The following is a 22228-nucleotide window of genomic DNA, read 5'->3' on the forward strand; positions in this document are numbered from 1 at the left end:
GGGGAGATTCCTTACTTAGGAGTTGGAAGTGGTGGCCAACCGTGGGTGGGCCAGTGCAGTCAGCTGGGGGATCCCGACGGCGGCGAGTGCCTGGACCTCTTCGGCCCCGACGGCGCCACACTGCACGCCGCGCAGCACGAACGCGGCGAGCGCACGCGCCGTGGCCGGCTCGTCCATGACGCCGCCTTCCGTCTGCTCCACATAGTTCCGCAGCCGGGCCGCCGCGGCCGGCAGGCCCTGGCGGTAGAAGGCATACGTTGCCGCGAAGCGGCTGGGGAGCTGGGCCGGGTGCAGGTCCCAGCCCTGGTAGAAGCCGCGCTCCAGGGAACGGCGCACCAGGCGGCCGTGCAGCTGCCAGGCGTTTTCCACGTTGTCGCCCACAGGAATGATGTTCGTGGATCCGTCGGACAGCCGGATGCCGGTACCTGCCACGGCCAGCTGCATGACTTCCTTGGCGAAGTCGGCCACCGGGTGTTCCATGGACTGGTATTCGGCGGAGATCTGCAGGGAGGCGGAGTAGTCGTACGTGCCGTAGTGCAGGCCGCTGATCCGGCCGGGGACGGCATGCGGCAGCTGTGCCACAGGGGAGGTTCCCTCCGGTCCGAGGATGAGCTGCGGCGTCTCCACCTGCACCTCGAACCGGAGCCGGCCGGCGGGGAGCGAATGGATTTCCTCCAGCCGGGAGACCGCGTAATCCATGGCCTGCACCTGCGCCACGGTGGTGACCTTGGGCAGCGTCAGGACCAGGCCCTCGGGCAGTTCGCCCGCTGCGGCCAGGCCGGAGACGAACAGGTCGAGGGTTCGCAGCCCGCGGGCGCGAGTGGGGGCCTCGAAGCACTTGAACCTGATCCCGATGAACGGCGGCGCGGAGCCGGCCGACACAGCGGCCGCCACGGCGGACGCCGCGGCAACCGCGGCGGCGTCCTCGGCGTCGTCGCCCCGGTCCCCGAACCCGTCCTCGAAGTCGAGCCGGAGGTCTTCGATCGGTTCTGCGCCCAGCTTCGCCTCCACCCGGGAAGCGACGGCCTCGGCGAGCTCGGCGTCCTGGCCCAGCAGCGAACCGAGCCGGGCCAGCCCGCCGTGGGCGGCCGCCGTCGCCAGCGCCTGGGTTCCCCAGTCGGCGGCGAGCGACGGCGTGAAACGGTCAGCGGGGACGTACACGGTGTGGACGGGCTGGCGGGAGCCGTCGTCGCCCGGGTAGTTCTGCTCGAGCAGCCGGTCGGTGTCCGCCAGCTGCCCATCGATCCGGGCCAGGTCCGCCGCGGTCAGCGATGTTTCGGGTACCGCCATGCCTCAGCCCACCAGTTCGTAGGCGGGGGTGGTGAGGAAGTCCGTGTAGTCCTCGGAGAGGCAGATGTCGCCGATCAGGGCGCTGGCGGGCTGGTAGTAGCGGACGAACGCTTCTTCGCCCACCTCGCCGCGCAGCTTTTCGGTTTCCTCGGCGAGGATCCGGGTGACCAGCTCGCGGGTAACTTTGTTGCCCGTGTCCGCCAGGACCACCTCGTTGCGGATCTGCTGCCAGACCTGTGAACGGGAGATTTCCGCCGTCGCGGCGTCCTCCATCAGGTTGTGGATGGCCACCGCGCCGTTGCCGGAGATCCAGACGGCGGTGTAGGCCACCGCGACGTTGAGGTTCAGGCGGAGGCCGGCTTCGGTGACCTGGCCCTCGGCAGAGGCGATGTCCAGGAGCTGGCCGGCCGTGACCGAGACCTCGGGGCGCTGCTTGTCCAGCTGGTTGGGGCGGTCACCGAGCACTGAATCGAAGACCTCCTGGCAGACGGGCACGAGGTCCGGGTGGGCCACCCACGAGCCGTCGAAGCCGTCGTTCGCCTCGCGGGTTTTGTCCGCGCGGACCTTCTCGAAGGCCTGGGCGGTGACCTCGGGTTCGCGCCGGTTGGGGATGACCGCGGCCATGCCGCCCATCGCGAAGGCACCGCGGTGGTGGCAGGTCTTGACCAGCAGCTCCGTGTAGGCCCGCATGAACGGCGCCGTCATGGCCACGGTGGCGCGGTCCGGCAGCACGAAGCTGGCGCCGGCGTCGCGGAAGTACTTGATGATGCTGAACAGGTAGTCCCAGCGGCCGGCGTTCAGGCCCGAGGCGTGGTCCCGCAGCTCGTAGAGGATCTCGTCCATCTCGAACGCCGCCGGGATGGTTTCGATCAGGACAGTGGCGCGGATGGTGCCCTGGCCGAGGCCGAGGTAGTCCTGGGCGAACACGAACACGTCGTTCCACAGCCGGGCCTCGAGGTGGCTCTCCATCTTCGGCAGGTAGTAGTACGGGCCCTGGCCGTTGAGCACCAGCTGCTTGGCGACGTGGAAGAAGTGCAGGCCGAAGTCCACCAGCGCGCCGACGGCGGGTTCGCCGTCGAGCAGCAGGTGCCGCTCCTCCATGTGCCAGCCGCGGGGGCGGGCCACGACGACGGCCAGCGGGGCGTCGCTGCGGAGCCGGTACTCCTTGCCCTCGGGGGAGGTGTAGCTCAGCGTCCCGGTGGCGGCATCGCGGAGGTTGAGGATGGCGTCGATGACGTTGTCCCACGTGGGGGTGCTGGCGTCCTCAAGGTCGGCGAGCCACACCTTCGCGCCGGAGTTCAGCGCGTTGATGGCCATCTTGGCCGGCGAAGCCGGCCCGGTCATCTCGACCCGGCGGTCCTGCAGGGCCGCTGGTGCCGGCGCAACCTTCCAGTCGCCGTCGCGCACGTTCTTGGTTTCCGGCAGGAAATCCAGGCTGCCGGTCCTGGCCACCTGCTCGCGCTTGGCCTTGCGGGCCGTGAGCAGCTCGCCGCGCCGGCCGGCGAAGCGCTTATGGAGCTCCTCCACGAACGCCAGGGCCTTCGGGGTGAGGATCTCCTCCGCACGCTCGATCGGCCGGGGGTCTGTGACTGTGATAGCCATTGTGGGTCCTTTCCAGGGCTGATTCAGGCGTTGGCGAGAGCTGCTGTGTCTGCCGCAGCAGAAGCTGCTTCTTCTGTTGAGTCTTCCGCTGTTGCCTTCGCGATGCCAGTACCTGCTGCGGCGTGGGCCGCGGCGGCTGCGTTTGCTACCGCAGAAGCGACGTCGGCGGCAACGTGGGGGTCGAAGACGCTGGGGATGATGTAGCTGGCGTTGAGCTCGTCGTCAGCAACCCGGTTGGCGATCGCCTCGGCGGCAGCCACCAGCATCTCCGGCGTGATGTCCGATGCCCCGGCGTCCAGCAGCCCGCGGAAGAAGCCCGGGAAGGCCAGGACGTTGTTGATCTGGTTCGGGAAGTCGCTGCGGCCGGTGGCGACGACGGCTGCGTGCTTGGAGGCCACTGTCGGGTCGATTTCCGGCGTCGGGTTGGCCATGGCGAAGACGATGGCTTTGTCCGCCATCGAGGCAACCTGCTCCTCGCCGATCACATGCGGGGCGCTCACGCCGATGAAGACGTCGGCACCCTTGAGGGCCTCGTGCAGCGTGCCGTCGAAGCCTTCCACGTTGGTGTTCGCGGCAATCCAGGTGCGGTGCTCGTCGTCGTACTTCTCACCCGAGTGGATGGCGCCGGAGCGGCCGGCGGCGATGATGTGCTGCGCGCCCTGGGCCTTCAGGAGCTGGATGATCGCGGAGCCGGCGGCGCCGACGCCGGAGACCACGATTTTCACCTCGGAGAGTTTCTTGCCCACGACGCGCAGGGCGTTGACCAGGGCGGCGAGCGTGACGATGGCGGTGCCGTGCTGGTCGTCGTGGAAGACCGGGATGTCCAGTTCCTCGCGGAGCCGGTTTTCGATTTCGAAGCAGCGCGGGGCCGCGATGTCCTCGAGGTTCACGCCGCCGTAGACGGGCGCCAGGGCCTTGACGATCTTGATGATCTCCTCGGTGTCCTGGGTGTCCAGGCAGACGGGCCAGGCATCGACGTTGGCGAACTGCTTGAACAGTGCGGCCTTGCCCTCCATGACGGGAAGCGCGGCTGCGGGGCCGATGTTGCCGAGGCCCAGGACGGCCGAGCCGTCGGTGACCACGGCGATCGTGTTCCGCTTGACCGTGAGGTTCCGGGCGGCGTCGGGGTTTTCCGCGATGGCAAGGCAGACGCGGGCGACGCCGGGGGTGTAGGCGCGGGAGAGGTCGTCGCGGTTGCGCAGTGCAACCTTCGGCACCACTTCGAGCTTGCCGCCGAGGTGCATCAGGAAGGTGCGGTCCGAGACGTTGCGCACGGTGACGCCGTCGAGCGCGTTGAGCGCATCCTTCACGCGCTCCGCGTGGTCCTGGTCAGTGGTGTTGCAGGTGACGTCAACAACCAGCGTCTCGTGGTGGGACTCGGTGACGTCCAGCGCGGTGATCGCCGCTCCGGCGGCGCCGACGGCTGCCGCGAGCTCGCTGGTGGCTGTGAAGCTCGAAGGTGCCTCCACGCGCAGGGTGATTGAGTTTCCGGGGCTCGGGTTCGCCATTGAATGTCCTCCTGATTGGGCCCATCGCTGAGGTGGGCTGCTCTCGTGAATGTTTTCGTATTATGGATATTATTATCTACTTTATGGAAATACAAGCCCTTGGTGGTTTCATCGACGCACCCAGCAGGCGTGCTGTATCTTTGGCTGTCTAAGCAACTTTTTTCACGATGCGGATAAGAGTTGTCGTATTCAAGACAACAGGAGAGTGCTACATGGCTGAGAAGGCCTCCGGAGGCGTGCAGTCCGTTGAGCGCGTCTTTGAACTTTTGGAACTGATCACCGACGCCGGCGGCGACGTCACGCTCAGCGAGCTCTCCTCCTCCACCGATTTGCCCCTGCCGACGATCCACCGGCTGCTGCGCACGCTCGTGGCGCTGGGGTACATCCGCCAGCTGCCCAACCGCCGCTACGCCCTCGGCCCGCGGCTGATCCGGCTCGGCGAAGGCGCCAACAAGCAGCTCGGTGCCCTGGCGCGGCCGCAGCTGAAGTCCCTTGTGGACCGGCTGGGGGAGACCTCGAACATGGCCGTGCTGGACTCGGACATGGTGATATACGTGGCCCAGGTGCCGTCGCTGCACTCGATGCGCATGTTCACCGAGGTGGGCCGCCGCGCCCATACCCACGACACCGGCGTCGGCAAGGCCATCCTCGCGCAGCTGGACGACGAGGTGGTGCGCGGCATCGTGACCCGCACCGGCATGCCCACGCCCACGGCCAAGAGCATTGGCGACTTCGATTCCCTGATCGCGGACCTGAATCGGATCCGGGAACGCGGCTACTCGATCGACGAGGAGGAGCAGGAGCTCGGCGTGCGCTGCTTCGCCATGGCCGTACCGAACGCTCCGACGCCCACCGCCATCTCCGTCTCCGGGCCGGTCTCCCGCGTGGACCAGTCCTTCGCCGACCGCGCCGTGCCGCTCCTCCGCGAAGCAGCCCAGGCCATCTCGGACGAGCTCAACCAAAACTGACCCCCATTCCCGCACCGACGTCCCGCCGTCGTTCTTCAATACAGCGCGAACGTGCAGGTAATGCCCTCAAATCCCGGATTTGAGGGCATTACCTGCTTGTTCGCGGTTGCTAGTGCTCGGACTTGGATGACGCCTGGATGGGGACTTCCTTGCCGTCGCAGTCGATCAGTTTCCCGCCTTCGAACCGGTCGCCGTCGGCGAGGCACTTGAGGTCGTCTTCCTGGACGACGCGTCCGGTGCCCGCCACGAACACTGACTGGTTCTCCGAATTGCCCGCCTTGAGGTGGTTGAAGAGCAGGTTCAGCAGGATGGCCATGACCGCGGCCGAGCTGATGCCGGAGTGGAAAATGGTGCTGAACCAGGACGGGAACTGGTCGTAGAACGACGGTGCCGCGATCGGGATCATGCCGAACCCGATGGATGCGGCCACGATGATCAGGTTCATGTTGTTGCGGTACTCCACCTTGGAGAGCGTCCGGATGCCGCTGGCGGCAACGGTTCCAAAGAGTACGACGCCGGCACCGCCCAGGACGGGCGTCGGCACCGCCGCGACCACCCGGCCAAGGACAGGGAGGAGGCCGAGAATGACGAGGATGAGGCCGCCGGCGCTGACGACGAACCGGCTCTTGACGCCGGTGATGGCTACCAGGCCGACGTTCTGGGCAAAGGCGCTCTGGGTGAAGGAGTTGAACAGCGGGGAGATGGCGCTGGAGAGCATGTCAGCCCGCAGGCCGTTGCCGATCCGCTTGGAATCGACCTTGGTGCCCACGATCTCGCCCACCGCGATGATGTCCGCCGAGGTCTCGGTGAGCGTCACCAGGATAACGATCAGCATGGAGATGATGGCTGCGATCTCGAACGTTGGCGGACCGAAGGCGAACGGGGTGGGGAACGCGACAATCTCGCCCGTGCCCACCTTGGAAAAGTCGGCCATGCCAAAGGCGAAGGCGATCAGGGTCCCCAGAACCATCGCGAGGAGGATGGACAGCCTTGAGATGGCGGCGTTGCCCACCTTGCTCAGCAGGAGGACGATCGCCATGGTGGCGGCGGCCAGGCCGATGTTGGCCATGCTGCCGTAGTTCGGGGCCGCCTTGTTGCCGCCCATCGCCCAGTTGGCGGCCACCGGCATCAGCGTGAGGCCGATGGTGGTGATCACCGTGCCGGTGACAACCGGCGGGAAGAACTTGATGATCCGGGAGAACAGCGGGGTGATGAGCAGCCCGATCAGCGAGGCCGCAATCACGGAACCGAAGACCGACTGGATTCCGCCACCGCCGTGGACAATCGCCACCATAGTGGAGACGCCGGCGAAGGAGACGCCCTGGACCAGCGGGAGCTGGGAGCCGAAGAAGCGGATGCCGACGGTCTGCAGGATGGTGGCCAGGCCGCCGACGAAAAGGCAGGCGGCAATCAGCAGGCCGATGTCCTGGGATGACATGCCGGCCGCGGCGCCGATGATGAGGGGCGGGGCGATGATGCCGCCGTACATGGTGAGGACGTGCTGGAACCCGTAGGCGAAAGTGCTGCCGATCGAGAGGCGCTGATCTTCCGGGCGGGTTGCCGCTGGGCGGCTTTTCTTGGTGATGTTCATGGCAGACTTTCTTGGTTCATGGCAGACGCCTTCGTCTGGCTAACAATGTCTGGCTAACAATTTGAGACTTGTGGTGGGGCCTGCAGTCCCGGTGGCTTGGAGTTTTTGTCCACTTATTTGGGGCCGAGCGGTGTTTAAGTCGCCATATCTGGACAAAAACTCGGGACCTTTGTGGTGATGCGGGGCCGGCCGAGCCCGGTGGTCGAGCCTGTCGAGACCGGAGGATTTCGACAGGCTCAATCACCGGGGTTTCGTTTAGCAGAAGCCGGCGATGCCTGACCAGGCGGCGTCTGCTGCTTCGGCGTCGTCGCGCAGGACGGTTGCCTCGATGAGTCCGTACGGGCGATCGGCCGCGAAGAAGACCTCGTTGGGGTTGTCGAGCCCGAACGGCGAGAGGTCCACGAGGAAGTGGTGCTTGTTGGGCATCGAGAACTTGATTTCCTCGATCTCGCTGTGGGCTTCCAGGACCTTGGCCCCCATGTCGAACAGGGTCTGCTGGAGGGCGTGAGAGTAGTTCTGGGTGAAGCCCTCAAGCAGGAGGCTCTTGACGTCGTCGTAGCTCTTGTTGAAGTCCAGCGAGCTGAAATCCGTGCCGGCCTTGAAGCGCCAGCGGGCCGAGACGTCGGTGGCCAGAATGCGGTCGTTGGTCTCCTGCAGGGTGGTGTACTTGTCCTTCGGGTACCCGACGAAGCCGGACTGCGTGGACTTCAGGACGGTCAGGTCCTTAAGCCCGGAGATCAGATGGGTGGCAGCCCCGTCCCGGACCAGGACGGCGGTGCGGACTTCCTGGCCCTTGCGGACGAAGGAGTGGTCGTGCCCGCTGCCGTGCGCCTGGATGCGTTCCCAGGCGTAGGACTCCGCTTCCCAGCGGCCGCCGGTGACCCAGTCGAAGCTGGAGGTGAAGTGCTCGCCGAGGCGCAGCAGGAATGCCTCGGGGGAGCCGACACCTTCGCGGGCAAAGGCGTAGATGGTGTTCTTCTGGGTGTCGGTGGCCACCACATGGGCGTTGTCGCCCTCGAGGTGGGCGGCCTCAAAGTCACCGCGGAGCTGCGAGGTGACGTTCAGGTCCTCGATCTCGTGGCGGTCGGTGTCGCGGGTGATCTTGACGACGCGGACTTCGGCCTTGCCGTACTGGTTGTGGCCGAGGACGATCTTGTTGCTCATGGTCTGTTCCCAACTTCCCGTAGGTGGAACGAAAGTCCCACATAGAAATTAAGTGCGTGTTTCCCACGCATTTCGTGTGGCGTCGACCCAAACAAAAAATGAGCCGACATCAGTTGTGATGCCAGCTCATTACGACCCTGCCTGCTGCTCCCAGGTTACGTGACGTGCGCCACGAATTGACTTAAAGCGTAGCGCAGCATGCCGGTGGTGTACATCACAAGTTTAAAAAACAGATTGTGACCGACGACGGCGGAGGGCCGGGTCGGGAGGGTCTTGACGGCGTCCCTGGGTACTCCCTAAGATTTCACATATCAGAAACATATTTCCGCTCTACGAAAAAACGATGGAACGGATAAGCGCAAGAAACGAGGAGGAACAGATGGACTCGCAGGATCAGAACAACGTCGCGGAATTCCCGGCGCCCGGCCAGGAGCTGTACCTGCCGTTCGGCGCCACAGATCCCGACTTCTACATCCCGGCCGACTGCGACCGGCGTTCCGGCGGCCTGTCGCGCTGGCTGCGGGCGCTTCCGGTCTTCGGCCGGCGGTAGCAGGGCCGTCAGGACCCCGGGCGGCCCGGCCACTCCTTGCCGGCCCACGGGTCGTAGTCGGCGATGAGCTCCTCCTGGGAGGGACGCTCCGCTTCGGGGACATGCTGCAGGTTCACCCGCACCCTGTACCAGAGCGAACTCGACCCGCGCATTCCGTCCACCAGTACATCAGCGGGATGCAGCGCAGGGACCACGTCCGCATGCCGGGACTTCCATTCGTCGAGCGCCTGAAGTGCCTCCGGCTTGGTCCTTGTGCGGGCCACCTCAATGAGCGGCATCACCGACTGCCGGCGGCCTGAGCCGTTGCCCCCGCGCGGCGCCTTCTCGGCGGGGCCGAGCTCGGCAGCCAGAGCGAGAAGCCCATCGAGCCTGCCGATGGCGTAGTCGATGCCGGCGTGGGGGTCGCCCACCGCGGCGAAGCGCTCCGGCACTGTGAGAACCGTGAACTGTTCCGGCCTGGCGGAGCGGACCTCGTCCCAGGTGAGCGGCGTCGAGACCCGGGCGTCGGGCAGCGGCCGGATTGAGTACGCCGATGCCACGGTGCGGTCCTTGGCGTTCTGGTTGAAGTCGACGAACACACTCTCGCCGCGCTCCTCCTTCCACCACCGCGCGGTGGCCAGACCGGGGGCGCGGTTTTCGACCTCACGGGCCAGGGTCTCGGCAGCGAGCCGAACGTCCCGGTAAGACCACTGCGGCGCGATGCGCACCAGAATGTGGAGTCCCCGCGACCCGCTCGTTTTCGGCCAGCCCACGAGCCCGACGTCGTCGAGCACCTCCCGCGCCACGTACGCGACATCCACGATCTGTGACCAGTCGACCCCCGGCATGGGATCCAGGTCCACCCGCAGCTCGTCGGGGTGCTCGAGGTCCTCGGCGCGCACCGGATGCGGGTTGAGGTCGAGGCAGCCGAGGTTCACCACCCACGCCAGGCCCGCCGCGTCCCGGATGACGGCCTCCTCCGCCGAGGTTCCCGACGCGTAGTGCAGCGTCGTGGTGTCAATGAAGTCCGGGTGGTTATCGGGCACGCGCTTTTGGAAGAACGGCTCCGCGTCAATGCCCTTCGGGAAGCGCTTGAGCACCATCGGCCTTCCGCCGGCACCCCGCAGCGCGCCATCCGCGACCGTCAGGTAATAGCGCACCAGATCGAGCTTCGTCAGCCCTGGCTCCGGAAACACCACCTTGTCCGGACTCGAGATGGGGACCTCGGTGCCGGCAATGTCCAGGATCTCGGCCGGCGTCTTCGACGGAGTCATGCCGCCACGCTAGCAGTTGACCGGCCCCGTTTCGATGGTTCCCTGCCCACTCGACGATTCGCAGCGTCGTGTGGGCAGGGAACCGTCGAACCGGCTAGGGATCGGTGGGGTGTCAGCCGTTCACCAGCCGCCGCGCCGCCGCCGAATGCTCGGCAACCAGGCCGGCCACGTCCAGTCCCGGAATTTGCCCGTCGATCACGCGCCATTGCCCGCCCACCATTACCCGGTCCGCGCGGTCGGCGGCGCACAGCAGCAGGGCGGCGAGGGGATCATGGCTACCGGAGAACCGCAGGCCGTCCAGCCGGAACAGGGCCAGGTCCGCCTGCATCCCGGGCGCCAGCTGGCCCAGGTCAGGCCGGCCCAGAACGGCCGCGGATCCCCGCGTCGCCCAGCCCAGTGCCCGCTCCACCGGCACGTGCGCGCCGTAGCGCAGCCGCTGCAGGTACAGTGCCTGCCGCGCCTCGAGAATCATGTTGGACGCATCGTTCGACGCCGATCCGTCCACTCCCAGCCCCACGGGCACTCCCGCTTCCTCCAGTTCGAGCACCCGGGCGGTGCCGGACGCGAGGCGCATGTTCGACGTCGGGCAGTGGGCGACGGCGGTTCCCGCCGCACCCAGCCGGGCGATTTCGGCGTCGCTGAAGTGGATGCCGTGGCCCAGCCACGTCCTGTCAGTCAGCCAGCCCACACTGTTCAGATAGTCCACGGTGCGCAGCCCGAACGTCTCGAGGCAGAACTGCTCCTCGTCGAGGGTCTCCGCGAGATGTGTGTGCAGCCGGACGTCATGCCGCTCCGCCATTGCGGCGCTCTCGGCCATGATCTCCTTGGTGACGGAAAACGGCGAGCAGGGTGCCAGAGCAATCTGGATGACGGCGCCGTCGCCGCGCTCATGGTACTCGCGGATGAGCCGTTCGCTGTCGGACAGCACGGTCTCCGGCGCCTGCACCGTCGACTGCGGCGGCAGCCCGCCGTCGTCCTCTCCCAACGTCATGGAGCCCCGGGTCAGCGTGGCCCGCATGCCCAGGCGCCGGACGGCGCCGACTTCGACGTCGACGGCGTCCTCCATGCCTGCGGGGAAAAGGTAGTGGTGGTCGGCGGCGGTGGTGCAGCCGGAGAGCAGCAGTTCGGCGAGGGCCACGGTGGCTGCGAGTTCAAGGTCCCGCGGGGTCAGCCTGGCCCAGACCGGGTACAGGTTCTGCAGCCAGGGGAACAGGGGTGCGTTGGCCACCGGGCCCCAGGCGCGCGTGAGCGTTTGGTAGAAGTGGTGATGGGTGTTGATCAGGCCGGGCAGCACGACGTGGCTCCCGGCGTCGAAGGTTTGCTGGCAGGGAGCGGAGGGCGCCTGTCCCGCGCCAAGGACCTCCACAATCCTGCCGCCGCTGACCACAAGGCCGCCCGACGCGTCGAGGCCGTTGGCGGTGAAGGCTGCCAGGGGGTTCTTGATCCAGAGCCGGGATTCGGCGGCGGGGTGCGTTGACGGAAGGCTGAAGGGCTGGGGCATGAGGGGTCCTTGTCTGAGCGTGCTGATACTTTCCAGCTCAGTGGTCCTGTCTGCTGATCCAGGGGACATGCTGTCCTGTAACGTGACGCGCGGGCGGCGAGTCGGCACCAGCGTAGGGCGGGCGCGGGAGGGCGGTCAATGGGCGCGGTTTGTGACCGGCCATGAATCGGTGGTCCGAAGCAGCCAGCCGTGAGCCGTCGGAAACACAGATTTCACATTGCGAAATTAAGTTTCCAGAAAACTATGGCGCGGGCCACATTCCGGTGCTAATCTCGAGTTGCCAAAGGCGGGCACCCGGTCTCCCGGGAAGCTATCTACCAGGCGCAACTTAACCTTCAAAAGCACATGCTGAAGCCTGGTAACCGTCGCACTTGGTCCTTTCCGTTCCGTCGCGGGGTACCGGCTTCCACAGCAAAGGGAGTCGCATCATGAGTACCACCGTCACGGCCGAGGCATACCTGGCCAGGTCCATCCGGTTGGCAACCGCCAACGTCCTGAACAGCGGCGGCCCGTTCGGCGCCGTGATCGTCACCGCCGACGGTCAGGCGTTCGACGGCGTCAACCGGGTCACCGCCGACAACGATCCCACCGCCCACGCCGAGGTCACGGCCATCCGCCGCGCGTGCAGCGGCCTTGGCACCTTCGACCTCCGCGGAGCCACCCTCTACAGCAGCTGCGAGCCATGCCCCATGTGCCTCGCCTCGGCGCTGTGGGCCCGAATCGACCGCGTGGTCTTCGCCGCGGACCGGCACGATGCCGCCTCCGTGGGCTTCGACGACGCCGTCTTCTACGAGTACTTCGACAGCGAGGACCGCCACACCCTGATGCCGGTCTCCAAGCTCGAGCTCGGCCACCCCGCAGCCCCCGCCATCTTGGAACCCTTCAACACCTGGAACACGCTCGACTCCAGGATTGACTACTAGGGCCCGGTGGCTGACATGACAATCCTGGACAATACCGCTGAACAGCAGGCTGCACTTCAAGGTGCAGGGCAGACAGCGGCACTGGAAAAGAACCCGGCAACCGGCAGAACGCAGCGGGGCGGCAGCCCCAGGCCCCCGGCGTCGAACTCGTTCCTCGACCGCTTCTTCCACATCACCCGGCGCGGTTCCACCGTGGCCCGCGAGGTGCGGGGCGGACTGGTCACCTTCTTCACAATGGCCTACATCGTCATCCTCAATCCGCTGATCCTCGGCGGCTTCAGCGCGGACAACGCCCCGACAGACGTCGCCGGCGGCTGGCTTTCGGCGGCGCAGGTGGGCGCGGTCACCGGGCTGACAGCCGGCGTCATGACCATCGCGTTCGGCCTGATCGCCAACCTTCCGTTCGGCCTGGCCGCGGGACTGGGCATCAACTCCTTCCTCGCGGTGGCGGTGATCCAGGAAGTCACCTGGGCCGAGGCCATGGGCCTGGTGGTCATCAACGGCATCCTGATCGTCCTGTTCGGTGTCACCGGCGCGCGGACCGCGATCTTCCGGGCCGTGCCCAAGGAACTGAAGGCCGCCATCACGGTGGGCATCGGCCTGTTCATCGCCTTCATCGGCTTCGTGGACTCGGGCTTCGTCAAGGCCACCGTTGGGCGGGCCCCCCGTCCAGCTCGGCGACAACGGCTCCATCACCTCCATCCCCACCATGGTGTTCATCGTAGGGCTGCTGGTTATGGGCATTCTGGTGGCACGGAAGGTCCAGGGCGGCCTGCTCATCGGCATCGTGGCCACCACCGTGCTGGCCGCCGTCGTCGAGGCCGTTCTGCACATCGGTCCCGCCAGCGACACCAACCCCGGCGGATGGCACCTGAACACGCCGGTGCTGTCCGGCCATCTGGTCTCCGCGCCGGACCTTGGCCTCGTGGGGCAGTTCGACCTGTTCGGTGCCTTCGGCCGGATTGGCGGACTCGCCGCGACGATGCTGGTGTTCACGCTCGTGTTCACCAACTTCTTCGACGCGATGGGCACCATGACCGGGCTCGCGAAGAGCGCAGGCGTGGCGCACAAGGACGGCACGTTCCCCCGGCTCAAGTCCGCCTTCATCGTCGAAGGCGTGGGCGCGGTCGTCGGCGGCGCCACGTCGGGTTCCTCGAACACGGTGTACATCGACTCCGCTGCGGGGATCGGCGAGGGGGCGCGCACCGGGCTCGCCTCGGTGGTCACCGGCGCGCTGTTCCTGGGCTCCATGTTCCTCACCCCGCTCACCAGCGTGGTGCCGCTCGAGGTGGCAGCCGCCGCCCTGGTGGTGGTGGGCGCGATGATGATGGCGCAGATCCGCGAAATCAAGTTCACGAAGTTCGCGGTGGCGCTGCCGGCGTTCCTGACGATCGTCACCATGCCGCTGAGCTACTCGATCGCCAACGGGATCGGCGTGGGCTTCGTGAGCTGGGCCGTGATCGGCGCAGCCTCGGGCAAGGCGAAGAAGATCCACCCCCTGATGTGGGTGGTGACCGTGGGCTTCGTGGTCTACTTCGCGCGGGGTCCCGTCAGCGCGCTGCTCGGGGCGTAGGACCCCGCACGACTGGCGACGCGGAAAACGCCCCGCGACGCGCAAATGGCCGGAGGACACGGGAATCCGCGCATCCCCGGACCGTTTGCGCGTCGCTGGGCCGGACCGGCGTCGAATGCTTTCCACTACCAAGGATAGGAACGAGAATGGGCACCATCGCACGGGAAGAAGGAGTGCTGCCATGCTGGATCTGATGCCTTCTCTGGCCGGCTGGCGCCCGGCGGCGTCCGGCGAGCGCTGCGCCGTCGCCACCATCATCACGGCCAGCGGCTCCGTGCCGCGCCCGCCCGGGACCTCCATGCTGGTGTCCGAGTCGGGCGAGATCCTCGGCAGCCTCTCCGGCGGCTGTGTTGAGGGTGCAGTGGTTGCCTCTGCGCTGGAAGTGATGGCCGACGGCGGCACCCGCCTTGAAGCATTTGGCTTCAGCCGCGAGGACGCGTTCGCCGTCGGGCTCACCTGCGGCGGTGAGCTGGAGGTCCATATTCAGCCCCTGGACGGCAGCGCCGCCGGGCTCGGGACCCTCCGGAAGTTCGCGGGCGGGGACTTCAACCGGCCGCTGGCGCTGATACGACGCGTCGACGCCGGGACTGAACTGCCCGCCGCCCTCGTGATCCCTGATCCGGGCACTTTTGGGATTGCGGAATCGGCGGAGCTCGCCGCACTGCTTGGGCTGGACGCTCTGAACCTGAGCCCAGAGGCCAGGCGGGAAGCACTCCGTGCTGCCGCGGCCCAGCTCGAACCGCTGCTGCGCGGCGGCCGGACGGGGCTGGTCCGGCTGGCGCCGCCGGAGGGCTGCGGCCTTTCTGGCCGGGGCGCCCACGGTACAGAGGGTGGGGCGACGTCGACGGAGCCCGTGACCCTGCTGGTGGAAAGCCGGCTGCCGCAGGCACGGCTGCTGGTGTTTGGCGCCAACGACTTCGGCGCCGCCCTGGTGCCGGCCGCCAAGCTGCTCGGCTACCGCGTCACGCTGTGCGACGCCCGGCCGGCGTTCGCAGCGCAGGAGCGCTTCGCCGCAGCGGACGAGGTGGCCACCGACTGGCCCCACCGGTACCTCGCCGCGGAAGCCGCCGCGGGGCGGATCGATTCCCGCACGGTCATCTGCGTCCTCACCCACGACCCCAAGTTCGACATTCCGCTGTTGCAGGAAGCACTGGGGCTGGACGTAGCCTTCGTCGGCGCGCTGGGCTCGCGCCGCAGTCACCGGCAGCGCATCGACGGGCTGCTTGCGGCAGGCGTCGCACCGGAGCGGCTGGCCCGGCTGCATTCGCCCATCGGCCTGGATCTCGGCGCCGTCACACCGGCGGAAGTGGCGGTCTCCATCACCGCCGAGCTGATCGCGGCGCGCACCGGTTCCGCCACTTGCCCTCCATTGCGGGACGGCAGCGGTCCCATCCATTCCCTTCCCGCATCCGAGGAGATCGCATGGACATGAACACCATCGAGGCGGTGGTCCGCACCACCGACCCCGCCGACTGGCGCGAGGGCGACGCCTGGCTCGCGGGCGGCACCGTCCTCTTTTCCTACGGCAGCACCGCATTCGGCCCCGAGCCCTTGCGGCGCCTGCTGGACCTCGGCTCCGCCGGCTGGCAACCGGTCACGGTGACGGCCAACGGCATCAAGCTCGCCGCCACCTGCACCGTCGCCGAACTGTACGCGCTCCCGGACAAGATGTCCGGAGAGGGGGCCGAAGAAGGCACCGCAACGAACGACTGGCCCGGCCTGGACCTGATCCGGCCCTGCTGCGACTCCTTCGTGGCGTCCTTCAAGGTCTGGAACATGTCCACCGTGGGCGGCAACCTGTGCACATCCCTGCCCGCCGGGCCCATGATCTCGCTGTGCGTCGGGCTGGACGCCACGGCCACGGTCCTCGGCCCGGGAGGCTCCCGCCGGGAACTGCCGGTGGCTGACTTCGTCACCGGGGACGGGCAAAACGCCCTGGCACCCGGCGAGCTGCTCCGCAGCGTCAGCCTGCCGGCGTCGGCACTGTCCTCCCGGGTGGCGTTCCGCCGGCTCTCGCTGAGCAACCTCGGCAGGTCGGGGGTGCTGCTGATCGGAAGGCTCGACGGCGGCGGCCCGTTCACGCTCACCGTCACCGCCGCCACCAAACGGCCCGTGCAGCTGCGGTTCGGCGCGCTGCCGGACGCGCCGGAGCTGGCGGACGAACTCGAGGCCGCCATCCCGGTGGCCCTGTACCACGACGACATCCACGGGCTGCCCGCGTGGCGCCGCGACATGACGCACCGCCTGGCCGAGGAAATCCGGGCAGAACTGGGCATGCAGGCAGGAGCGCCGGCAGCAGTGTCCGGCGACTTCTGGCCACCGCAAAAGTCACTGCAGCCGACAGAGACGCAGCCAACCAGGCAGACGAAGAGAGGGGCCTGAGCATGGCCATGGAAATCAACGGCGCGCCGGTAGAGGCGCAGCCGCGGCCAGGCCAGTGCCTGCGGACGTTCCTCAGGGAGCAGGGCAACTTCGGCGTGAAGAAGGGCTGCGACGGCGGCGACTGCGGTGCCTGCACCGTGCACGTTGACGGCACCCCGGTGCACAGCTGCATCTACCCGGCCGTGCGCGCGGAAGGCCATGCCGTCACCACCATCGAAGGCCTCGCAGGCACGAGCGAGGGAGCTGACCTGCACCCCATGCAGCAGCAGTTCCTGGACCGCCAGGGCTTCCAGTGCGGCTTCTGCACCGCGGGCATGGTGATGACGGCCGCCACCTTCGACGACGCGCAGAAGGACAACCTGCCGCGCAACCTGAAGGGAAACCTGTGCCGGTGCACCGGGTACCGGGCCATCGCGGACGCCGTCTGCGGCCACGAAGGCCACCCGGCCCCGGAAGGCCCCGGCTCGGGAATCGCCGGCGAGGGGCAGCCCGCCCCGGAGCCCGGCCGGCTGGGCGACGACGTTCCGGCCCCGGCCAGCCGCGCGGTGGTCACAGGGCAGGCGCGCTACACGCTGGACGTCCCGGCCGAGGCGCTGCCCGGCCTGCTGCACATGAAACTCGTGCGCTCGCCGCATGCGCACGCCCGGGTCCTGTCCATCGATACCGCGGCTGCCATGGAGGTGCCGGGAGTCGTGGCCGTGCTTACGGCCGAGGACGCCCCGGACCAGCTGTACTCCAGCGCCCAGCACGAGCTCTACACCGACGATCCCGATGACACCCGGCTGCTGGACACCGTGGTGAGGTTCCGCGGCCAGCGGGTGGCCGCCGTCGTCGCCGAATCGGTGGGGGCGGCGGAAGCGGGCGTCCGCGCTGTCCGGGTTGAATACGAGGAGCTCGCAGCGGTGTTCACCCCGCAGGACGCCATCCGGCCCGGCGCTCCCGCAGTGCACGGGGACAAGGATGCCGGTACGGCGCGGATCTCCCAGCCGGAGCGGAACATCGTTGCCGAGCTGCACTCCGAACTCGGCAGCGTCAGCGGCGGCTTCGCGGCGGCTGACTTCATCCATGAGCAGACCTACCGCACCCAGCGGGTCCAGCACGTGGCGCTGGAAACCCACGCTGCGATCGCCTTCCTTGACGACGACGGCCGGCTGCAGGTGCGCACGTCCAGCCAGGTTCCGTTCCTGGTGCGCCGGACGCTCTGCCGCGTGTTCGGGCTGCCGGAGGACCAGGTCCACGTGGTGGCCGGCCGGGTGGGCGGCGGCTTCGGCGGAAAGCAGGAGGTCCTGACGGAGGACATCGCCGCGCTCGCGGCCCTGAAACTGCGCCGGCCCGTGCAGCTGGAGTTCACCCGGACCGAGCAGTTCATCGCAAGCACCACGCGGCACCCGTTCACGATCAAGCTCAGGGCCGGCGCCAGCAGTGACGGCAGGCTCACGGCGCTGCAACTGGATGTCCTCACCAATACTGGGGCTTACGGCAACCACGCCCCAGGGGTCATGTTCCACGGTTGCGGCGAATCCCTGGCCGTCTACAAGTGCGCCAACAAGAAGGTGGACGCGCTCGCCGTCTACACCAACACCGTGCCCTCCGGTGCCTTCCGCGGCTACGGACTCAGCCAGATGATCTTCGCCATCGAATCGGCCGTGGACGAACTCGCCGCGGGCATCGGCATGGACCCGCTGGAGTTCCGCCGCCGCAACATGGTCCGCGAGGGCGACGACATGCTCTCCACGCACTCCGAACCGGAGGAGGACGTCCATTACGGCAGCTACGGGCTGGACCAGTGCACCCGCCTGGTGCAGGACGCACTGGAACGCGGCCGGGAGCGATACCGGGCCGCCGGGCTGGATGACCTGGGGCCGGACTGGGTGACGGGGGAGGGCACGGCGCTGTCCATGATCGACACCGTTCCGCCGCGGGGCCACTTCGCCCATTCCAGGCTCCGGCTCCTGGCCGACGGAACGTACGCCGCCGACGTCGGAACCGCCGAATTCGGCAACGGCACCACCACGGTGCACGCGCAGCTGGCGGCGACGGCGCTGTCCACGGTGGCCGCGCGGGTCGCCGTCCGGCAGTCCGACACCGACCTGATCGAGCACGACACCGGCGCCTTCGGTTCGGCCGGGACGGTGGTGGCCGGCAAGGCAACACTCGCCGCGGCCGAGGAACTGGCCGTCCGGATCCGGGCCTTCGCCGCCGGCGTCCGGCAGATCCAGTCCTCCGGCTGCGTGCTCGACGGGGACGCCGTCGTCTGCGAGGGAACCAGGGTGGCGCTCACTGAACTGTTCGCCGCAGCCCGGCAGGCCGGCGTCGAACTCGAGGCGGAGGGGCGCTGGGGCGGAACGCCGCGCTCGGTGGCCTTCAACGTCCACGGCTTCCGCGTGGCCGTGAACACCGGGACGGGTGAGCTGCGGATCCTGCAGAGCGTGCAGGCGGCGGACGCCGGCGTCGTGGTGAACCCGCGGCAGTGTCGGGGCCAGATCGAGGGCGGAATCGCCCAGGCGCTGGGTGCCGCACTGTACGAGGAGGTCCGCGTGGACGACGTCGGCAGGGTCACCACGGACATCCTCCGGCAGTACCACATCCCCTCCTTCGCGGACGTGCCGCGCAGCGAGGTGTACTTCGCCGACACCAACGATTCCCTGGGACCACTCGGGGCCAAGTCCATGAGCGAAAGCCCCTTCAACCCTGTGGCACCGGCGCTCGCCAATGCCATCCGGAATGCCACCGGCGTGCGGTTCGCCGAGTTGCCCATCGCCCGGGACAAGATCTACCTGGGGCTGAAGGAGGCGGGACTCGTTCCTTCCAGCGTTCCTGCTGGTCCAGGCAACGCGGAGTCACTTTGCGCCCCATGAACCGCGTCGGGGCGCGCGAAGTGAGCCCGCGTGGGCCCGGCAACATATAGTCGGGGGATGGAACAGCGCATCTTAGGCAAGACCGGACGGAACGTTTCAGTCGTTGGACTGGGAACATGGCAGCTCGGCGCGGACTGGGGCAACGTTGACCCGGCACATGCGCAGGCCATCCTTGCGGCGTCTGCCGAAGCCGGCGTGACCTTCTTCGACACGGCGGACGTCTACGGGGACGGCCGCAGCGAGCAGGCCATCGGAGCCTTCCTCGCCGACAACCCGGGCACAGGCATCACGGTGGCCACGAAGATGGGCCGCCGGCTGGAGCAGCGCCCGGAGAACTACAACCTCGCCAACTTCCGCGAGTGGGTGGACCGTTCGCGCCGCAATCTTCGGACCGACGCCCTGGACCTGGTCCAGCTGCACTGCCCGCCCACCGCGGTGTACAGCCGGGCCGAAGTGTACGACGCCCTGGACACCCTCGTTGCCGAGGGCGCCATCAAGAACTACGGCGTCAGCGTGGAGCGGACCGATGAAGCCCTCGAAGCCCTGCGCCACGAGGGCACCGCATCCGTGCAGATCATCCTGAACGCCTTCCGGCTCAAGCCGTTGGAGGAGGTGCTCCCGGCCGCGAAGGCCGCCGGCGTGGGCATCATCGCCCGCGTTCCGCTCGCCTCCGGCCTGCTGTCCGGGAAGTACACCAAGGACACTGTCTTCGCCGAGGACGACCACCGCAACTACAACCGCGCCGGGAACGCCTTCGACGTCGGCGAGACCTTCTCCGGAGTGGACTACGAGCTGGGGCTCAAGGCAGTGGCCGAATTCCAGCAGCTGGTACCTTCCGGAGCGGGAACGGCGCAGGCCGCGATCGCGTGGGTCGCCGTGCAGGACGGCGTTACATCGGTCATTCCCGGCGCCCGTTCGGTGGAGCAGGCCCGTGCCAACGCCGCTGCGGCCGCAACTGTGCTCAGCCCGGAATTCGACGAAGGCGTGCGCTGGATCTACGACCACTACTTCCGCGAGGCCGTCCACCCCCGCTGGTAAATGCAACGCGGGGTCACTTAGCGCCCAATGAGGGGCCTTCATAGGGCAATATCTGACCCCGCGTTGCTTTGATCCAGGGGCTGAAGGGAGGCGGGCGAATGACCTCATCGTTGATCGAGGACTTCATAGACCGGCTCGGGGCCGTCAAAACGCCGCCGGGCTGCAACAACTTCTTCGACCACTCGGTTCCCGCTAACGCTGTGCGCCGGCAGAACCTGGCGGCCTATCTGGGGGACATGCTGGACCGGGCACCGAGGGTGCTCCTGGTGGGGGAGGCGCCGGGCTTCCGGGGCATGCGGATTACCGGTGTTCCCTTCACCAACCGCACCATGTTCCAGGGGCCGGCCAATTCCTTCGGCATGTTCGGTTCCGGCACGGGGTACGCGCTGCCGCCGGAGGCTGCCGGCGTCGCCGCCGAGCCCACCGCCACGGTGATGTGGGAGGTCCTGGCCGAGCTCGACTTCCTCCCTCTGCTGTGGAGTGCCTGCCCCTGGCACACGCATGTGCCGGGACGGCCGCTGTCTAACCGCACTCCAACACCCGCGGAAGCGGCGCTCGGCACCACGTTCTGGCAGGCCCTGACAGGGATCTTTCCCGTCGAAACCGTGGTGGCCGTGGGCAACGTGGCGCACACCAGCCTCCGCCGCAGCGGCCTGGACGTGCCGAAAATCAGGCATCCGGCCCACGGCGGAAGAGCCCGCTTCAAACAGGGACTGCAGGAACTTCTCGCGGCGGGGATGGTCCAGTAGGACCCGCCAGGCGCGAACTAGCCCAGCAGGTGCAGCTGGTCCGGGGTATCGAGGTCTTCGCCGCCGGACTGGCCTGAACCCGGTGGCAGAGTGCAGTCCACCAGGTCGAGCAGCTCCGGGTGGGCCTGCAGGAAGAGCCGGGCACCGGCGTCGCCCTTTGCAGATTCGGCGGCGCGGGCCCGCAGCGTTGTATCGAGCAGCAGCGGGTGTCCGCGCCGGAGTTTCCCTCCAGCACCGGTGTACGCGGCGGCCGTCACCCTGCCCGGCTGGTGCGCCCGGAGGAGTCTGGCGACAGTGTCCGCCGTAAGCCCCGGCTGGTCCACGAGCGCCACCAGAACGTGGTCTTCGTGCCGCGCGCGATTGATTCCTGCCTGGAACGAACTGCCCATTCCGCTGGCCCACTCCGGGTTTTCCACCACGATGTGCCGGGCCAGGTCCGTCCTCCCGGCGACGTCCGCGGCGCCAGCGCCCAGCACCACCACAACCTCGCGGCAGCCGCCGTCGAGCAGCACGTCGGCCAGGACCTCCACGAGGGTGCGGCCCCGGAACGGAAGCAGGGCTTTCGGGCCGCGGCCCAAGCGGGTGCCGGCCCCCGCTGACAGCAGCACACCTGTGGTGGACGGAAGGATGGAAACCATGCTTACTACCTTAAGGCGCAAAGACTACCCGGTAGTAGGGGTGGTTTGTCCAGTGAATGGCGGCTAACGTCGGATATGTCGTGTTGGCAATTGGGGGTCGTAATGGCGGCTGCAACGGTGCAGTTGTCGGAAGGAGCATCTATGGCAGGCACATTCGTAATCGAGACAGCAGGCGCAGGGCAATACCGGTTCAGGCTGACGGCCGATGACGGAACCGTGGTGGCAGTTTCGCCCAGCTTTTCCAACATCAAGGCCGTCACTGCCGGAATCACGGCGGTCCGCGAGAGCGCAGCAACCGGCTTCGTTGTCGACCGCAGGCGTCCCTGACTGACCCAAAGAAGCACGACGGCGGCCCCCACCATCAGGTGAGGGCCGCCGTCGTTTTTGTGTGGTGCTAGGCGTCGCCGCCGGCTCCTCCTGTTGTTCCCGCCGTGACGTCCAGGAGTTTGTAGCGGTCCATGGCGTACGACGGCGCGCCCTCCTGCACCTCGCCCCTCGCCGCGAGCAGCTGGAGGGTTTTGACGACGATGGAGTGGGTGTCGTTCTTGAAGTAGCGGCGGGCGGCGGCGCGGGTGTCGGAGAAGCCGAAGCCGTCGGCGCCGAGGGTGGCGAACTCGTTCGGGATGAACTGCCGGATCTG

18 protein-coding genes and 1 pseudogene are annotated in these 22228 nt (G+C 67.7%); 10 read left to right on the forward strand and 9 right to left on the reverse strand.

The genetic code is table 11. From position 1 onward, the window contains the following. Nucleotides 1-15 precede the first annotated feature (15 nt). From ACTHQX_RS17280 to ACTHQX_RS17290, 3 genes are read right to left on the reverse strand one after another with little or no spacing between them, the layout of a single operon-like run. Complete coding sequence (locus ACTHQX_RS17280; RefSeq protein WP_440158344.1) at nt 16-1290, reverse strand: DUF6986 family protein; 1275 nt, start codon at nt 1288-1290, stop codon at nt 16-18. Between the two features lie 3 nt (nt 1291-1293). Beyond that, nucleotides 1294-2892, reverse strand: coding sequence for a malate synthase A (aceB, locus tag ACTHQX_RS17285; protein WP_440158343.1), 1599 nt, complete (start codon nt 2890-2892; stop codon nt 1294-1296). A gap of 23 nt (nt 2893-2915) precedes the next feature. Next, nucleotides 2916-4400 (reverse strand): NAD-dependent malic enzyme, encoded by a 1485-nt coding sequence (locus ACTHQX_RS17290; RefSeq protein ID WP_440158342.1) that lies wholly within the window; start codon nt 4398-4400, stop codon nt 2916-2918. Nucleotides 4401-4612: 212 nt separating this feature from the next. Here ACTHQX_RS17290 and ACTHQX_RS17295 point away from each other — a divergent pair, with 212 nt between their 5' ends. Then, entirely contained in the window at nt 4613-5368 is a 756-nt protein-coding gene (locus tag ACTHQX_RS17295; RefSeq protein ID WP_111904951.1) for an IclR family transcriptional regulator, read from the forward strand. 109 nt (nt 5369-5477) lie between these two features. On the opposite strand, the gene ACTHQX_RS17300 is transcribed toward ACTHQX_RS17295, so the two are convergent. Both ACTHQX_RS17300 and pucL read right to left on the reverse strand, forming a co-directional pair. Then, on the reverse strand, nt 5478-6959 hold the full coding sequence (locus ACTHQX_RS17300; protein ID WP_440158341.1) for a nucleobase:cation symporter-2 family protein: 1482 nt from the start codon (nt 6957-6959) through the stop codon (nt 5478-5480). A 255-nt stretch (nt 6960-7214) separates the two neighbouring features. Then, nucleotides 7215-8123: a factor-independent urate hydroxylase gene (pucL, locus tag ACTHQX_RS17305; protein WP_440158340.1), complete on the reverse strand. Its 909-nt coding sequence runs from the start codon at nt 8121-8123 to the stop codon at nt 7215-7217. Between the two features lie 379 nt (nt 8124-8502). Between pucL and ACTHQX_RS17310 the strand changes: the two genes are divergently transcribed. Further along, nucleotides 8503-8673 carry a hypothetical protein gene (locus ACTHQX_RS17310; protein WP_236805095.1) on the forward strand — a complete coding sequence of 57 codons (171 nt, stop codon included), beginning with the start codon at nt 8503-8505 and terminating at the stop codon, nt 8671-8673. Nucleotides 8674-8681: 8 nt separating this feature from the next. Here ACTHQX_RS17310 and ligD read toward each other — a convergent pair whose 3' ends face one another. Both ligD and ACTHQX_RS17320 read right to left on the reverse strand, forming a co-directional pair. After that, nucleotides 8682-9926 (reverse strand): non-homologous end-joining DNA ligase, encoded by a 1245-nt coding sequence (ligD, locus tag ACTHQX_RS17315; protein ID WP_440158339.1) that lies wholly within the window; start codon nt 9924-9926, stop codon nt 8682-8684. Between the two features lie 112 nt (nt 9927-10038). Continuing rightward, a complete protein-coding gene (locus tag ACTHQX_RS17320; RefSeq protein ID WP_440158338.1) occupies nt 10039-11427 on the reverse strand; it encodes an 8-oxoguanine deaminase in 1389 nt (462 codons plus the stop codon). A gap of 428 nt (nt 11428-11855) precedes the next feature. Between ACTHQX_RS17320 and ACTHQX_RS17325 the strand changes: the two genes are divergently transcribed. From ACTHQX_RS17325 to ACTHQX_RS17355, 7 genes and pseudogenes are all read left to right on the forward strand, one after another. Beyond that, nucleotides 11856-12350 (forward strand): nucleoside deaminase, encoded by a 495-nt coding sequence (locus tag ACTHQX_RS17325; RefSeq protein ID WP_440158337.1) that lies wholly within the window; start codon nt 11856-11858, stop codon nt 12348-12350. A gap of 6 nt (nt 12351-12356) precedes the next feature. Further along, nucleotides 12357-13923, forward strand: a pseudogene (locus tag ACTHQX_RS17330) (NCS2 family permease). A gap of 181 nt (nt 13924-14104) precedes the next feature. After that, nucleotides 14105-15355, forward strand: coding sequence for an XdhC family protein (locus ACTHQX_RS17335; protein WP_440158336.1), 1251 nt, complete (start codon nt 14105-14107; stop codon nt 15353-15355). Further along, the gene (locus tag ACTHQX_RS17340) at nt 15346-16305 is read left to right on the forward strand and encodes an FAD binding domain-containing protein (RefSeq protein WP_440158335.1); all 960 of its coding nucleotides are present in this window, start codon (nt 15346-15348) and stop codon (nt 16303-16305) included. Before ACTHQX_RS17335 ends, ACTHQX_RS17340 begins: the two co-directional genes overlap by 10 nt. 2 nt (nt 16306-16307) lie before the next feature. Next, the gene (locus tag ACTHQX_RS17345; protein WP_440158334.1) at nt 16308-19163 is read left to right on the forward strand and encodes a molybdopterin-dependent oxidoreductase; all 2856 of its coding nucleotides are present in this window, start codon (nt 16308-16310) and stop codon (nt 19161-19163) included. A gap of 57 nt (nt 19164-19220) precedes the next feature. After that, nucleotides 19221-20201, forward strand: coding sequence for an aldo/keto reductase (locus tag ACTHQX_RS17350; RefSeq protein WP_440158333.1), 981 nt, complete (start codon nt 19221-19223; stop codon nt 20199-20201). Between the two features lie 98 nt (nt 20202-20299). After that, complete coding sequence (locus tag ACTHQX_RS17355; protein ID WP_440158332.1) at nt 20300-20950, forward strand: uracil-DNA glycosylase; 651 nt, start codon at nt 20300-20302, stop codon at nt 20948-20950. A gap of 17 nt (nt 20951-20967) precedes the next feature. Here the strand turns inward: ACTHQX_RS17355 and nboR are convergent, their stop codons facing one another. Further along, entirely contained in the window at nt 20968-21588 is a 621-nt protein-coding gene (gene nboR, locus ACTHQX_RS17360; RefSeq protein ID WP_440158331.1) for a nicotine blue oxidoreductase, read from the reverse strand. Between the two features lie 141 nt (nt 21589-21729). Here nboR and ACTHQX_RS17365 point away from each other — a divergent pair, with 141 nt between their 5' ends. After that, nucleotides 21730-21915 (forward strand): YegP family protein, encoded by a 186-nt coding sequence (locus tag ACTHQX_RS17365; protein ID WP_102974445.1) that lies wholly within the window; start codon nt 21730-21732, stop codon nt 21913-21915. A 67-nt stretch (nt 21916-21982) separates the two neighbouring features. Here the strand turns inward: ACTHQX_RS17365 and ACTHQX_RS17370 are convergent. Then, the coding region (locus ACTHQX_RS17370; RefSeq protein WP_440158330.1) for a hypothetical protein at nt 21983-22228 on the reverse strand (246 nt) is incomplete at its 5' end.

Source organism: Arthrobacter sp. SAFR-023 (assembly GCF_051965295.1).
In the GTDB taxonomy this organism is placed as follows: domain Bacteria; phylum Actinomycetota; class Actinomycetes; order Actinomycetales; family Micrococcaceae; genus Arthrobacter.